This window comes from Albidovulum sediminis, assembly GCF_025380365.1.
Taxonomy (GTDB): Bacteria; Pseudomonadota; Alphaproteobacteria; order Rhodobacterales; family Rhodobacteraceae; genus Albidovulum; species Albidovulum sediminis.
Genome location: NZ_JAOCQF010000001.1, coordinates 1,737,609 through 1,750,922, shown reverse-complemented (window position 1 = coordinate 1,750,922; position 13,314 = coordinate 1,737,609). Strand labels below are relative to the sequence as shown.

Annotated in this window: 13 protein-coding genes; 10 read left to right on the top strand and 3 right to left on the bottom strand. The window is 69.6% G+C overall.

Translation table 11 applies throughout. The features are described 5' to 3' along the window. Positions 1 to 43: 43 nt before the first annotated feature. Genes N5I32_RS08620 through N5I32_RS08610 form a run of 3 tightly spaced genes read right to left on the bottom strand, consistent with a single transcriptional unit; the run spans position 44 to position 4,127 of the window. On the bottom strand, positions 44 to 910 hold the full coding sequence (locus tag N5I32_RS08620; protein WP_261494991.1) for an FAD:protein FMN transferase: 867 nt from the start codon (positions 908 to 910) through the stop codon (positions 44 to 46). After that, a complete protein-coding gene (locus tag N5I32_RS08615) occupies positions 907 to 2,088 on the bottom strand; it encodes an NnrS family protein (protein WP_261494990.1) in 1,182 nt (393 codons plus the stop codon). Before N5I32_RS08615 ends, N5I32_RS08620 begins: the two co-directional genes overlap by 4 nt. Then, entirely contained in the window at positions 2,085 to 4,127 is a 2,043-nt protein-coding gene (locus N5I32_RS08610) for a NosR/NirI family protein (protein ID WP_261494989.1), read from the bottom strand. Before N5I32_RS08610 ends, N5I32_RS08615 begins: the two co-directional genes overlap by 4 nt. A 129-nt stretch (positions 4,128 to 4,256) precedes the next feature. Here N5I32_RS08610 and N5I32_RS08605 point away from each other — a divergent pair, with 129 nt between their 5' ends. From N5I32_RS08605 to N5I32_RS08560, 10 genes are all read left to right on the top strand, one after another. Next, positions 4,257 to 6,020 carry a nitrite reductase gene (locus N5I32_RS08605; RefSeq protein ID WP_261494988.1) on the top strand — a complete coding sequence of 588 codons (1,764 nt, stop codon included), beginning with the start codon at positions 4,257 to 4,259 and terminating at the stop codon, positions 6,018 to 6,020. A 73-nt stretch (positions 6,021 to 6,093) separates the two neighbouring features. After that, positions 6,094 to 6,885 (top strand): uroporphyrinogen-III C-methyltransferase, encoded by a 792-nt coding sequence (cobA, locus tag N5I32_RS08600; protein ID WP_261494987.1) that lies wholly within the window; start codon positions 6,094 to 6,096, stop codon positions 6,883 to 6,885. Continuing rightward, positions 6,878 to 7,180 carry a c-type cytochrome gene (locus N5I32_RS08595; protein ID WP_261494986.1) on the top strand — a complete coding sequence of 101 codons (303 nt, stop codon included), beginning with the start codon at positions 6,878 to 6,880 and terminating at the stop codon, positions 7,178 to 7,180. Before cobA ends, N5I32_RS08595 begins: the two co-directional genes overlap by 8 nt. Beyond that, entirely contained in the window at positions 7,177 to 8,325 is a 1,149-nt protein-coding gene (locus tag N5I32_RS08590; protein ID WP_261494985.1) for a cytochrome D1 domain-containing protein, read from the top strand. Before N5I32_RS08595 ends, N5I32_RS08590 begins: the two co-directional genes overlap by 4 nt. 2 nt (positions 8,326 to 8,327) lie before the next feature. After that, positions 8,328 to 9,314, top strand: a complete 987-nt coding sequence (ahbB, locus tag N5I32_RS08585; protein WP_261494984.1) for a siroheme decarboxylase subunit beta — start codon at positions 8,328 to 8,330, stop codon at positions 9,312 to 9,314. Continuing rightward, positions 9,311 to 9,784 carry an Lrp/AsnC family transcriptional regulator gene (locus tag N5I32_RS08580; RefSeq protein ID WP_261494983.1) on the top strand — a complete coding sequence of 158 codons (474 nt, stop codon included), beginning with the start codon at positions 9,311 to 9,313 and terminating at the stop codon, positions 9,782 to 9,784. The genes ahbB (N5I32_RS08585) and N5I32_RS08580 overlap by 4 nt, the downstream gene beginning before the upstream one ends. Next, the gene (gene ahbB, locus N5I32_RS08575; RefSeq protein WP_261494982.1) at positions 9,781 to 10,263 is read left to right on the top strand and encodes a siroheme decarboxylase subunit beta; all 483 of its coding nucleotides are present in this window, start codon (positions 9,781 to 9,783) and stop codon (positions 10,261 to 10,263) included. Before N5I32_RS08580 ends, ahbB (N5I32_RS08575) begins: the two co-directional genes overlap by 4 nt. 3 nt (positions 10,264 to 10,266) lie before the next feature. Further along, on the top strand, positions 10,267 to 11,475 hold the full coding sequence (gene nirJ, locus N5I32_RS08570) for a heme d1 biosynthesis radical SAM protein NirJ (RefSeq protein WP_261494981.1): 1,209 nt from the start codon (positions 10,267 to 10,269) through the stop codon (positions 11,473 to 11,475). An 88-nt stretch (positions 11,476 to 11,563) separates the two neighbouring features. Next, positions 11,564 to 13,087 carry a cytochrome D1 domain-containing protein gene (locus tag N5I32_RS08565; RefSeq protein ID WP_369414267.1) on the top strand — a complete coding sequence of 508 codons (1,524 nt, stop codon included), beginning with the start codon at positions 11,564 to 11,566 and terminating at the stop codon, positions 13,085 to 13,087. Further along, the gene (locus tag N5I32_RS08560) at positions 13,044 to 13,307 is read left to right on the top strand and encodes a hypothetical protein (protein WP_261494980.1); all 264 of its coding nucleotides are present in this window, start codon (positions 13,044 to 13,046) and stop codon (positions 13,305 to 13,307) included. The genes N5I32_RS08565 and N5I32_RS08560 overlap by 44 nt, the downstream gene beginning before the upstream one ends. Positions 13,308 to 13,314: the final 7 nt, after the last annotated feature.

The window sequence follows — 13,314 nt, the reverse complement described above, 5'->3', positions numbered from 1 at the left end:
GTCGGGTGGGGAAGGTCGGGTGGGGAAGGTCGGGCGGGGAAAGTCAGGCGATGGCCTCGATCCGTGCGCCGGGGAATCCCGCCAGCGCCCGGTCGATGGCGGCGCGGTCCATGACGCAGAACGCGGTCGACAGCCCGTCCGCCGTCGCCGCGTCGGGGGCCGAGATCGAGACGGTTGACCAGTGCGGCCTGCCGCCCCTCGGGTCCAGGATGTGTGCGGCACCGCCGCCGATCCGCGTGCCCATCGGCGACGATGTGGCAAGGGCGCGGTCGCAAAGTCCGATCCGCGCCAGTTCCGCCCCGTCAGGCGCCGCGATCAGCGCCTCCCATTCACGCGCGCCATTGCGGCCCAGTGCGGCGACCTCGCCCACGTCGATCAGCACGTCCCCGAAGCCCGCGCCCCGCAGAAGTGCGGCGATGCGGTCGGCGGCGTGACCTTGGGCGATGCCGTTGAAGGTCAGCGCCATGCCGGGCGACAGGCGGATCTCCTCGGGCGCCACGCGGACGCGGTGCCAGCCGATCAGCCGCCGCGCGCCCTCGGTGTCGCCCCCGGTCGCTGTCGCCAGCCACAGCGGCTGGACCGTCGGGTCGAAGGCGCCCCCGGTCGCCGCGTGGATGCGCCCGGCCAGCGCGAAAAGCTCCGTGACCTCGGGCGCGGGATGGCCAAGGCGGCCGTCGCGGTTCAGCCGCACCAGCGCCGAATCGGTGTGGAGCGAGAAATGCGATTCGATTTGGGCAAGCTCCGCCTCGACCCGCGCGAAAATCCCTGCCGCGGTCTGCCGGTCGGCCCCGTGAAGGACGATCCGCGCCTCGGTCCCGAGCGCGCGGCCGGTCCAGACCTGCGGCACCCCGGCCCGCGCCGGGCAGGCGGCGAAGGCGGCGGCGATAGTCAGGAAGCGGCGGCGGTTCATGGCGCGCCCCGCTCCGCGGGCAGGCGCGGCCCCCAGAAGACCGGCCAGAGCGCCGCCACGTAAAGCACGAAGGCCGCCGTCCACAGCACCCCGGCCGTCAGCGTCGCGGGCAGGTAGAGGACGGCGAAGGTCGAGGCGGCCCAGCGGGAGAGGCCCGCGAGCGGCAGGCAAAGGTAGGCGATCGCCACCGGGCGCGGCGCGATCAGGGGGCGGCCGCTGTGGCCAAGGCTTGCCCGCGACATCACCGCAAGGGTCATGCCACCGACCCCGCCGATCGCCAGGAGGTGAACCGCCGCCACCGGGTTGCCAAGGCCGAAGGCGGCAAGGCCGGTCAGGACAAGGCCAAGGCCGACCAGCGCGAACGACAGGTGCAGCGACCACAGGATCGGCTGGCCCCAGGTGAAACCCGGCCGCCAGAAGGCAAGCCGCGCGATCTGCGCCGCACCCCCCACCAGGGCGATGGCACCCGTGACGGCTTCGGGCAGCGCGGCAAGCGTTGCCACGGGCAGGGCGATCGCGGTCGCGATGGCCACCGCGTCAAGCGGCGCGAAGGAGCGGGGAAGCCCGGCCTCACGCCCCGTCCGGGTCATTGCGTTGCGGGTGAAGGCGGGGGTGATCCGCCCGCCCAGAACCGCGATCATCGCCGCCAGAAGGTAAAGCCCCGCGTAAAGGCCGCGCCGCGCCGTGTCCCCGGTCACGCCGGTCCATTCGAGGTGGACCGACAGGTTCGCGGCCCACAGGATCGCGAGCAGGGCCAGGAACATCACGTTCTGCGGCTTAGGCCGGCGGATCAGCTGCGTCGCGATCTTGGCGCCGAGGACGGGCAGGAACGCAAGGTCCGCTGCCGCGACCAGCGCGGGCGGCAGGTGGCCCGACCACGCGACCGCGATCCGCCCGGCCAGCCAGATCGCCGCAGCCGCGCCGATGAAGACATGCCGCGCGGCCTTCGCGCCGGTCCAGTTCGGCACCGCCGTCAGGAAGAACCCGCCCAGCGCCGCCGCGCCGTAGCCAAACACCATCTCGTGCGCGTGCCAGTCGGCCGGGGGCGCCGCGGTCGGCAGCGTCAGGGGTGTGGTCAGCCAGACCAGCCAGAGGCCGATGGCCGCCACCGCGTAGAGGCCCGCCGACAGGAAGAAGACCCGGAACCCCTCGCCCAGAAGGCGGATGAAAGCGCTCATGGCATCGCTCCTTCGGTCGCACCACCGCGGGCGCGGCGCTTCAGCACCGGACAGATGCCGGCATCGTTCATGATCACCTGGCAGCGCAGGCAGAGGACGCATTCGTTGGCGTTGATCCGGCCCAGCGGGTCGATGGCGCCCACGGTGCATTTCGTCTCGCACAGGCGGCATTCGCGGCCGCATTGCGGGCGGCGCTTCAGCCAGTCGAAGATCTTCAGCTTGGCCGGGATTGCGATGCCCGCGCCCAGCGGGCAGAGATAGCGGCAGTAGAAGCGTTCGATGAACAGCCCCGCCCCGATCAGGACAAGGACATAGGCGACAAAGGGCCAGGCGCGCACCATGCGCAGCGAGATCGCGGTCTTGAAGGGCTCCGCCTCGGCCAGCACCAGCGCGTCGTGCATCGAGTAGAACGACAGCGCCATCAGCGCCATGAAGAGCGTGTACTTGATGACCCAGAGCCGCTCGTGCAGCGCCTGCGGCACCGCGACCTGCCGCACCCCCAGCCGCCGCGCGGCAAGGTTGGCCAGTTCCTGCGCCGCCCCGAAGGGGCAGAGCCAGCCGCAATAGACCCCGCGCCCCCAGAACAGCATCCCGAGCGCGGTGAAGGACCAGAGCAGGAAGATCACCGGCTCGATCAGGAACGTCTCCCAACGGAAGCCGGTCAGCAGCGAATGCACGAAGGCGACGACCTGCACGACCGAAAGCTGACCGTTCAGCCCCCAGCCCAGCACCACCAGCGTGGTGGACAGGAACCCGACCCGGCTGAGCAGCCAGAGCTTCGGCCGCCGCGTGATCCATTCCTGCGCGAAAAGGATGAGCGTGAGGACGGCGAGCATCGTTGCGACGATGCCGGTCTGCACCCGCTTCTCCTCCCATATCTCGCGCCAGAGCGGGGCGGGTTCGGGCGGGGGGGCCAGGCGGTAGGCGTCGGGCAGGCGGTAGTCGGCGGCCACCACCATTGAAACGCTGCCGCCCTCGGTCGGGCGCGTCGCCGTGACCTCGACCCGGAAGGGCTGCATCGGGTCGATCGCGGCGGGCAGGCGGAACAGGCTGATCTCCTTCACCTCGGGTGCGCCGACGATGGCGAGTTTCTTCACCATGCTGTAGCTTTCGGACGCGGGGTTGATGCGCGCCTCGCCCTGCACGACCGACACCCGGTCGAAGACGCCGGTCTTGCGCCAGTCGGTGCCGCGGTGGGACTGAAGCCCCGAGGAGATGACGGCCAGAACCGTCTCGTCCGCGCCAAGCGCGCCGACGGCGGCGGTGTAGCCCTGCTGGCCCAGAAGGTTCTGTCCGACCGTCGGCGGGTCGATCAGCCCGGTCCAGAGGTGCAGGAAATCGCCGGGGCCGGGCGTCACCGGCACCTTCGCGCCTTCCAGGCGCCCGGCGGCCTCGTCCATGCCGACGCGGACTTCGGACAGCGCGCCGGAGGCCACGAGGGCAGGCCAGTCGGCGGGGGCAAAGCTCAGCCGGTCGATGCGGTCGCCCGCCGAAAGAAGGCCCCGCCCGATCGCCAGCGTGCGGGCGGTGCGCAGGATGCCGTCGCGGATGACCCCGGTCGAGACCGTCGCGCGCGAGATCACGTCGGGCAGGCCGGGCGTGCCCGCCAGCGCCGCGTCGCGCGGCCGGGTCAGGTCGTAGCCCGCGAACCCGTCCACATAGGCGGCGATGTCGGCGTCCGAGATGCCGAGCGTCAGCACCGGCTCGTTGTGCACCATGAGGCGCGCGCCCGCGATCCGCGCCTCCGGCGTGATCGCGACCAGGACATCAAGCGGGCGGCCGGAATAACCCACCGACCCGGCGATTTCCCAGGTCGATCCGATATGGCCGACGATGCGGCCCTCGGCGCGCACGGTCCAGCCCGGCACGCCCGCCTCCACGCGCTGCACAACCACCCCCTCGCGCCCGAACATCCCGCCGGCCAGGGCCGCGTCGGGGGCGGCGGGCTCCAGCGCGGCGGGCGACAGCCCGATGCCCCCCGCGAAGGCGGGCAAGCCAAGCCAGGCCAGAAACGGGAGGAGGAGGATGAGCGCGCGCATGTCAGGGGTCCGGATCCTGCCCGGAACCCTGTCCCGGCAATCGTTCCGCCGCCTTAACGAAAGTCAAGGAAGATCGCCCGCCGCCGCCGCATGGTCCCCTCAGCCTCACCAGCGGAACGGAGAAACCCCATGACATTCCGAGCCAACCGTGCCAGACGCGTGCTGCTCAGCAGCGCCGCGCTGGCGCTTGCCCTGATCGCAGGCCCCGCGCTTGCCCAGGACAAGCCGAAGGACCATACCGACGGGCCGGCCGCGGCCTACGAGCCGTCGATGACCACCCTGGGCCAGATCCAGGTCGAGATTCCGGGTCGCAAGGCCGACGACCCGGTGATGACGCAGGAGGAATTCCAGCGCGGCACGCAGATCTACTTCGAGCGCTGCGCCGGCTGCCACGGCGTCCTGCGCAAGGGCGCGACAGGCAAGCCGCTGACGCCCGACATCACGCGCGAGAACGGCTACGACTACCTGCAAAGTTTCATCACCTACGGCTCGCCCGCGGGGATGCCGAACTGGGGCACCTCGGGCGAACTGTCCGAAGCCGACGTCGACCTGATGGCGCGCTATCTGCTGCTCGAGCCGCCGGCACCGCCGGAATTCGGCATGCCCGAGATGCGCGCCTCGTGGAAGGTTCTTGTCGAGCCGAGCGCGCGCCCGACCGAGAAGATGAACGACATCGACATCGACAACCTGATGTCGGTGACGCTGCGCGATGCCGGGCAGATCGCCCTCATCGACGGCGGCACCTACGAGATCAAGGCCGTGATCGACACCGGCTATGCGGTGCACATCAGCCGCATCTCGGCCTCGGGCCGCTATCTCTTCGTCATCGGCCGCGACGCCAAGGTGGTGATGATCGACCTGTGGATGGAAACCCCGGCCCCGGTTGCGGAAATTCGCATCGGCTCCGAGGCGCGCTCGATCGAAACCTCCAAGTTCGAGGGTTTCGAGGACAAGTACGCCATCGCCGGCGCCTACTGGCCGCCGCAGTACGTGATCATGGACGGCGACACGCTTGAGCCGCTCAAGATCGTCTCGACCCGCGGCAACATCTATGACGAGCAGATCTATCACCCCGAACCGCGGGTGGCCTCCATCCTCGCCTCGCACTTCAAGCCGGAATTCATCGTCAACGTGAAGGAAACCGGCAAGATCCTGATGGTCGACTACTCCGACCTGAAGAACCTCAAGACCACCGAGATCGAGGCCGAACGCTTCCTGCATGACGGCGGGCTCGACAGCACGCACCGCTACTTCATGGTGGCGGCCAACGCGCGCGGCAAGATCGCCGTCGTCGACACCAAGGAAGGCAAGCTGACCGCGCTGGTGGAAACCGGCGGGGCGACCCCGCACCCGGGCCGCGGCGCGAACTTCACCCACCCGGTCTACGGGCCGGTCTGGGCGACCTCGCACCTTGGCGACGAAAGCGTGGCGCTGCTCGGGACCGACCCGGAAGGGCATGCCGACCAGGCCTGGAAGATCGTCGACAGCTTCTATGCGCTGGGCGGCGGGTCCTTGTTCATCAAGACCCACCCGAACAGCCAGCACCTCTACGTCGACGCGCCCTTGAACCCGGATGCGGAAATCTCGGCCAGTGTGGCGGTCTTCGACATCGCCGCGATGGGCGGCGATCCGAACGTGGACCCCGAATTCACCACCCTGCCGATCGGCGAGTGGGCGGGCATCGCGGACGGCCAGCCGCGCGTGGTGCAGCCGGAGTTCAACAAGGACGGATCGGAGATCTGGTTCTCTGTCTGGAACGGCAAGGAGAAGGAATCGGCCATCGTCGTGGTCGACGACAAGACGCTTGAGCTGAAGACCGTGATCAAGGATCCGCGCCTGGTCACGCCGACCGGCAAGTTCAACGTCTACAACACGCGGAACGACGTCTACTGACGCCGACTGGCGGGCGGGGGGTTCTTATGTCCCTTCGAACCCCTCGCCCGTTCCCTCTCACAGGATGACGGCCATGAAAGATCTCATTCCCGGCAAGGTCTTCCTCGTCGGCGCCGGACCCGGCGACCCGGACCTTCTGACGCTCAGGGCGCTCAAGCTCGTGCAATCGGCCGATGTCGTGGTCTTCGACCGGCTGGTGTCCGAGGAGATCATGGCGCTTGTCCCGGCGGGCGTGCGCCGCATCGACGTCGGCAAGATGCCCGGCTGCCACCGCGTCTCGCAGGACGCCATCAACCGGATCCTCGTCGACCTCGCGCTCGAGGGGCTGACGGTGGTGCGGCTCAAGGGCGGCGATCCGCTCATCTTCGGGCGCGGCTCGGAAGAGGCGGAGGTGCTGCGCGCCGCAGGCATCGCCGTCAGCTATGTGCCCGGCATCACCGCCGCGCAGGGCGCATCCTCCTCGACCGGCGTGCCGCTGACCCATCGCGGCCTGGCGACGGGCGTGCGCTATGTCACCGGCCACCGGGCGCGCGACGCGCGGCTCGACCTTGACTGGGCCTCTCTGGCCAGCCTCGACACGACGCTCGTCGTCTACATGGGGGCTGCGAACATCGCCGAAATCGCCTTCCAGCTGATGCGCCATGGGCTCCCGGCGAGCCTGCCGGTCCTCGCCGTGGCCTCGGCCACGACCCCGGCCGAACAGCGCATCGCCAGCACGCTCGGCTCCATCGCGGCCGACATCGCCACGACTGAACCCGAGGCGCCGGTCCTCTTCGTCATCGGCCGGGTCGTGTCGCTTTACGACAGCGTCGCGCTGGCCGACGCGCTGGCCTGCGAGGGCGCGGGGATGGCGGCCTATGCGTAGCCTTGCGGCCCTTCTCCTCCTGACGCTGCCCGCGATGGCAGAGGTCGGCCCGGAGCGGGCGGCAACCCTTGAACACATGCTCATCCAGGACTGCGGGTCGTGCCATGGGCTGACGATGCGGGGCGGCCTCGGCTCTCCGCTCACGCCCGACGCGCTGGCCCATGCCGAACCCGATGGCCTCGCGCTCATCATCCTCGACGGCGTTCCCGGCACGGCGATGCCGTCCTGGCGCCCGGTGCTGAGCGAGGCGGACGCGCTCTGGATCGCCAACTATCTGAAGGAAGGTGCGGAATGAAGGCGCTCATCCTCACGCTCGCGCTCGTCACGGCAAGTCCCGCCCTCGCGCTCGACGGCCTTCGCGCCACCGGCGACCTTGGCGTGGTGATCGAACGGGCGACCGGGTCGGTGCTGATCGTCGACCGCTCCGACCGTGCCGCCATCGGCCGGATCGACGGGCTGGGCGACCTGTCCCACGCGGCGCTGACCTACAGCCCCGATGAACGCTTCGCCTATGTCTTCGGCCGCGACGGCGGGCTGACCAAGATCGACATCCTGGCGCAGAAGATCGTCAAGCGCATCGTGCAGGGCGGAAATTCCATCGGCGGGGCAATCTCGGACGATGGCAGGCTGGTTGCGGTTTCGAACTACGAGCCGGGCGGCGTCAAGGTCTTCGACGCGGAGACCCTGGAGCAGATCGCCGACATCCCGGCGGGTGCCAAGACCATCGGACTGGTCGACGTGCCCGGCCGCCGCTTCGCCTGGACCACCTGGGAAACCGGCGAGGCGTTCCTGGCCGACTTCTCCGGCCCCGAGATGGTGGTGAACAAACTGGGCGACGTCGGCAAGAACCCCTTCGACGCGGTGCTGACCGAGGATGCCCATACCTATCTGATCGGGCTTTTCGGCGAAAAGGGCGTGACCGCGATCGACCTCTGGGACGAGGTGCCGAAACCCGTCCGCTTCCTGCAGGACTACGGCAAGACCGAGGACGACCTGCCGGTCTACAAGATGCCGCACCTTCAGGGCTGGGCCTTCACCGAAGGCCAGTATGTCCTGCCCGCTGTGGGCCGGCATGAGCTTCTGTGGGTCGACAGCGAGAGCCTTGAGGAGGTCGCGCGCACACCCGTCCACGGCCAGCCGGTCTTCATCGTCGAACAGCCGGCCTCGCCTTACGTCTGGGTCAACTTCGCCACGCCCCTGAACGACACCGTGCAGGTGGTCGACAGCCGCACGCACGAGGTGGTGCAGACCCTGACCCCCGGCGCGGCGGTCCTGCACATGGAATTCGCCCCGCGCGGGGCAGAGGTCTGGATTTCCGCGCGCGACGACAACACCGTTGCCATCTACGACACCCGCACCTTCGAGAGGGTGGGCGAGATCGCGGCCGAAAGCCCGTCGGGCATCTTCTTCACCGCGCGCGCGCACCGGACGGGGCTCTGACCATGTTCGACCGCCTCGACCCCGTCGACCGCCGCCTGATGGACGAGTTCCAGCGCGACCTGCCGCTGGTCCCGCGCCCCTTCGCCGTCCTCGCCGACGTGCTTGGGGTGGCCGAGGGCGAGGTGATCGCGCGGCTTCGGGCGCTACACGCGCAGGGCAAGGTGTCGCGCGTGGGCGCCACCGTGCGGCCCAACACCGCGGGCGCCTCCACGCTTGCCGCCATGGCCGTTCCGGAGGCGCGGATCGATGAGGTCGCGGCCATCGTCGGTGCGGAACCCGGCGTCAACCATTCCTACCTGCGCGAGGATGACTGGAACCTCTGGTTCGTCGCCACCGCGCCCGACCGAGCCGAACTTGACGCCGCGCTGGCGCGGATCGCGCGCCGGACCGGCATTCGCGTGCTCGACCTGCGGCTCGTGCGGCCGTTCAACATCGACCTCGGCTTCCGGCTGGGCGCCGGCGGACGCGCGCCGATGCCCGAGGCGCGGACGGTGCGGCTTGACGCGCTGGATGCGGGCGATCGCCCGATCCTTCAGGCGCTGGCGGCGGGCCTGCCGCTGGTGCCGCGCCCGTTCCTGGCCGTGGCCGACGCGCTGGGCCGCACCGAATCCGGCGTGATCGCGACCGTCGCGCGCCTTGCCGATGCGGGCCTCCTGACCCGCGTCGGCATCATCGTCCGCCACCGCGCAATCGGCTGGACGGCGAATGCGATGGTGGTCTGGTCCCTGCCCGAGGGCCGGATCGAGGCGGCGGGCCGCGCCTTGGCTAGCCACCGGGGCGTGACGCTCTGCTACCGGCGGGAAACGGTGCCCGGCGTCTGGGATTTTCCGCTCTACTCCATGATCCACGCCCAGAGCCGGGCCGAGGCGCTTGACACCCTCGCCGGCGCCGTGGCCCTGCCGGACCTGGCCGGGGCCAGCCACCGCGTCCTCTTCTCCACCCGCTGCTTCAAGCAGCAGGGCGCGCTCCTGCAGGGGGACGCGGCATGAGACGCGCGCCGCTTCCCGCCGATGCACTCGACGCGACCGACCGCGCGATCCTGAACGCGCTGCAGGACGGGTTCCCGCTGACGCCGCGCCCCTTCCGCGACGCAGCCGCCGCCCTTGGCATCGACGAATCGGACCTGATCGCGCGCATCCAGAACCTGCGGGAAGAGGGCGCCATCACCCGTTTCGGCCCCTTTTTCGACGCCGAGGCGATGGGCGGGGCCTTCTGCCTCTGCGCCATGGCCGTGCCCGCCGACCGCTTCGACGAGGTCGTGACTTTGGTCAATGCGCATCCCGAGGTCGCGCACAATTATGAACGTGCCCACCGGCTGAACATGTGGTTCGTTCTGGCCACCGACAGTCTCAAGGGCATCGAAACCACCGCGCGGGCGATCGAGGGCGAAACCGGTCTCAAGGTCCTGCGCTTTCCGAAACTGAGGGAATTCTTCATCGGATTCCGGGTGCAGGCATGAGTTTGGACGCCATCGACCGCCGCATCATCGCCGCCACGCAGGGCGGGCTGCCACTGGCGCCCGCACCTTATGCCGAGGTCGCGCGCTGGCTTGGCCTGGACGAGGCCGAGGTGATCGCACGGCTTTCCGCCATGCAGGCAAGCGGCGTCATCCGCCGCATCGCGCTGGCGCCCAACCACTATGCGCTGGGCGTGACCGCGAACGGGATGAGCGTGTGGGACATCGACGACGACCGGGCCGAGGCCTTGGGCGAACGGGTCGGCGCGCTCGACTTCGTCAGCCACTGCTACCTGCGCCCGCGCGCCTTGCCCGACTGGCCCTACAATCTCTTCGCCATGATCCACGGCCACGACCGCGCCGCGGTGGAGGCGAAGCGGCAAGAGATCGCGGCCCTTCTGGGCGACGCCTGCCGGGCCTCCGATGTCCTCTATTCAACCCGGATCCTGAAGAAGACCGGCCTGCGGCTGAGGGAGGGCTAGGACATGTTCCGGCTGACGCAATACATGCACGAACTGGTGGAACCGACGTCGGTGCGCCGCCGCACCGGGCCGGTCAAGCCGGTCGTGATCTGGAACCTGACGCGGCGCTGCAACCTGCGCTGCCGGCACTGCTACACCACCTCGGCCGACGTGCAGTTTCCCGGCGAACTCAACCACGCGCAGGCGATGGGCGTGCTCGACGACCTCGCGGCCTTCGGCATCCCCGCGCTGATCCTGTCGGGCGGCGAACCGCTCAGCCGCTTCGACTTCTTCGAACTGGCCGAACGCGCCCGCGCGCTCAACTTCCGCCACCTCAGCCTGTCCACGAACGGCACGCGGGTGGCCGAGCATGCCGACCGGATCGAGGCGCTGGGCTTCGACTATGTCGGCATCTCGCTCGATGGGATCGGCGCGGTCAACGACTGGTTCCGCGGCGTCGACGGCGCCTTCGACGCGGCGCTGGCCGGGGTCCGGGCCTGCAAGGCGCGCGGCGTGAAGGTCGGCCTGCGCTTCACCATCACCGAGGACAACGCCCACACCCTTCCCGACATGCTCGACCTCTGCGAGGGCGAGGGGGTGGACAAGTTCTACCTCTCCCACCTCGTCTATGCCGGGCGCGGCGACAAGCACCGGGGCGAGGATACGGCGCACGCCCGGACAAGGGCCGCGATGGACCTTTTGATCGAACGCGCCTGGGACGCGGTGGAAGGCGGCCGCCCGCTCGACATCGTGACCGGCAACAACGACGCCGACGCGGTCTGGTTCCTGCGCTGGGCCGAAGACAGGTTCGACGCCCGCCGCGTGGCCCATCTGCGCGAACATCTGGAGGCCTGGGGCGGCAATTCCTCGGGCCTGGGCGTGGCCAATATCGACCCGCAGGGGAAGGTCCATCCCGACACCTACTGGTCGGACTACACCGTGGGCAGCGTCAAGGAGCGCCCGTTCTCCGAGCTTTGGACCGGGTCCGATCCGATGCTGGCAACGCTGCGCCAGCGCCCGCGCCCGCTGAAGGGGCGCTGCGGCGCCTGCGCCTTCCAGTCGGTCTGCGGCGGCAACACCCGCATCCGCGCCCTGCAGGTCACGGGCGACCCTTGGGCCGAAGATCCCGCCTGCTATCTCTCGAACGAGGAAATCGGGGTGGAGGAGGCAGGCCGCCTGGCCGTCACCCCCTTCCGGGGCAAGAGCCATGATCCGGCACATCGTTTCTTCTGACCCGCGCCGTCGCCATTCTGCGCCGCCGCCCCGCCCCGTGGGGAGGGAAGCGCCTTGTGCCGGCGCCCTGCGCGTTCTGGCGACCGCCGTGGCACTTCTCGCCGCGCCCGCGCAGGCCGCGCCCGATGCCGCCGCGCTCTTTTCGGAGCATTGCGCCGCCTGCCACGCTGAAACGCGCCTGGGCGGGACCGGCCCGGCCCTGATCCCCGAGGCGCTGGGCCGGATCAAGGGCGAGGATCTGGCCGCGATCATCGCCGAGGGCCGGGTGGCCACGCAGATGCCGGCCTTCGCGGGCGAACTGACGCCGGAAGAGATCGCGTCCCTTGCCGCCTACATCTCCGAACCCCTGGCCGAAACGCCGGACTGGACCACCGCCGACATCGACGCCACGCGCGAGTTCCGGGCGGATTACGTCGCCGCCGATGCCCCCGTCTTCACCGCCGACCCGCTGAACATCACCCTTGTCGTGGAAACCGGCGACCATCATGTGAGCGTGCTCGACGGCGACAGCTTCGACGTGCTCGACCGCTTCGCCACCCCCTTCGCGGTGCATGGCGGGCCGAAGTTCACCCCCGACGGCCGTTTCGTCTTCATCATGTCGCGCGACGGCTGGGTGCAGAAATACGATATCTGGTCGTTGCACGAGGTCGGTCGCGTCCGCGCGGGCCTGAACAGCCGCAACATCGCGATGAGCCATGACGGACAGTGGCTGGCGGTCGCCAACTACCTGCCGCGGACGCTCACCATCCTGTCCACCGCCGACCTGAGCGTGGCGCGGGTGATCGACGTCACCGGGCGCGATGGCACGCCCAGCCGTGTCTCCGCCGTCTATCAGGCCCCCGACCGCAAGAGCTTCGTCCTCGCGCTGAAGGACGTGCCGGAGATATGGGAGGTGGCGACCGATCCCGACGCCGGCCCCTATCACGACGGCTTCGTGCACAGCCACGAGGCCGGGATGGAGGAAAGCCTGGCCGCCGAGCAGGGCCTGTTCGCCCGCCGCCGGATCATGGTCGGCGCGCCGATCGACGATTTCTTCTTCGGCCCCGCCTACCGCAACCTGATCGGCACCAACCGCGAGGGCGACAAGGGCGTGGTCGTCAACCTCGACGTCGGGCGAGAGATCGCTGAACTACCGCTGCCGGGCATGCCGCATCTGGGGTCGGGCATCAGCTGGATGCGCGACGGGCGCCGGGTCATGGCCACGCCCCACCTTCGCGAGGGGATGCTGAGCGTGATCGACGTGGCCGACTGGAAGGTCGTCGCCACGATCCCGACCGCCGGCCCCGGCTTCTTCCTGCGCAGCCATGAAAATTCGCCCTATGTCTGGGCCGATGTCTTCTTCGGCCCGAACAAGGACAAGATGCACGTCATCGACAAGGAAACGCTCCAGATCGTCAGGACGCTCGACCCCGCGCCGGGCAAGACCGTCGCGCATGTGGAATTCACCCGCGACGGATCGCATGCGCTGGTCTCGGTCTGGGAGGATGACGGCGCGGTGATCGTCTATGACGCCCGCACGCTGGAAGAAGTCAGGCGCCTGCCGATGCGCAAGCCCTCGGGGAAATACAATGTCTGGAACAAGACCCGTTTCGAGGAAGGCACATCCCACTGAGGGGCGCTGGCCGCTCTGGAAGCTCGGGGTCGTGCTCTATCCGTTCACGGCGGCGGCCGTGGCGATCAACCTCTTCCTGCTGGGCCTGATGGGGCAGGCGCTGGGCCTGCCCGCGCTGTCGCCCCATGCCGCACTCATCCTGTCCATTCCGCTCGGCCTGCCCGCGACCTGGGCCGCGGCGCGCTGGGTCCGCCACCTGATCGACGAGGCCGAAGGGTAGGGCAGGG

Bases quoted from the DNA above. Each gene is read 5' to 3' on its own strand.
- ahbB (WP_261494982.1), top strand. From the start codon at position 9,781: ATGAGTTTGGACGCCATCGACCGCCGCATCATCGCCGCCACGCAGGGC.
- N5I32_RS08595 (WP_261494986.1), top strand. From the start codon at position 6,878: ATGCGTAGCCTTGCGGCCCTTCTCCTCCTGACGCTGCCCGCGATGGCA.
- N5I32_RS08610 (WP_261494989.1), bottom strand. From the start codon at position 4,127: ATGCGCGCGCTCATCCTCCTCCTCCCGTTTCTGGCCTGGCTTGGCTTG.
- N5I32_RS08615 (WP_261494990.1), bottom strand. From the start codon at position 2,088: ATGAGCGCTTTCATCCGCCTTCTGGGCGAGGGGTTCCGGGTCTTCTTC.
- N5I32_RS08580 (WP_261494983.1), top strand. From the start codon at position 9,311: ATGAGACGCGCGCCGCTTCCCGCCGATGCACTCGACGCGACCGACCGC.
- N5I32_RS08560 (WP_261494980.1), top strand. From the start codon at position 13,044: ATGTCTGGAACAAGACCCGTTTCGAGGAAGGCACATCCCACTGAGGGG.
- N5I32_RS08605 (WP_261494988.1), top strand. From the start codon at position 4,257: ATGACATTCCGAGCCAACCGTGCCAGACGCGTGCTGCTCAGCAGCGCC.
- ahbB (WP_261494984.1), top strand. From the start codon at position 8,328: ATGTTCGACCGCCTCGACCCCGTCGACCGCCGCCTGATGGACGAGTTC.
- N5I32_RS08590 (WP_261494985.1), top strand. From the start codon at position 7,177: ATGAAGGCGCTCATCCTCACGCTCGCGCTCGTCACGGCAAGTCCCGCC.
- cobA (WP_261494987.1), top strand. From the start codon at position 6,094: ATGAAAGATCTCATTCCCGGCAAGGTCTTCCTCGTCGGCGCCGGACCC.
- nirJ (WP_261494981.1), top strand. From the start codon at position 10,267: ATGTTCCGGCTGACGCAATACATGCACGAACTGGTGGAACCGACGTCG.
- N5I32_RS08620 (WP_261494991.1), bottom strand. From the start codon at position 910: ATGAACCGCCGCCGCTTCCTGACTATCGCCGCCGCCTTCGCCGCCTGC.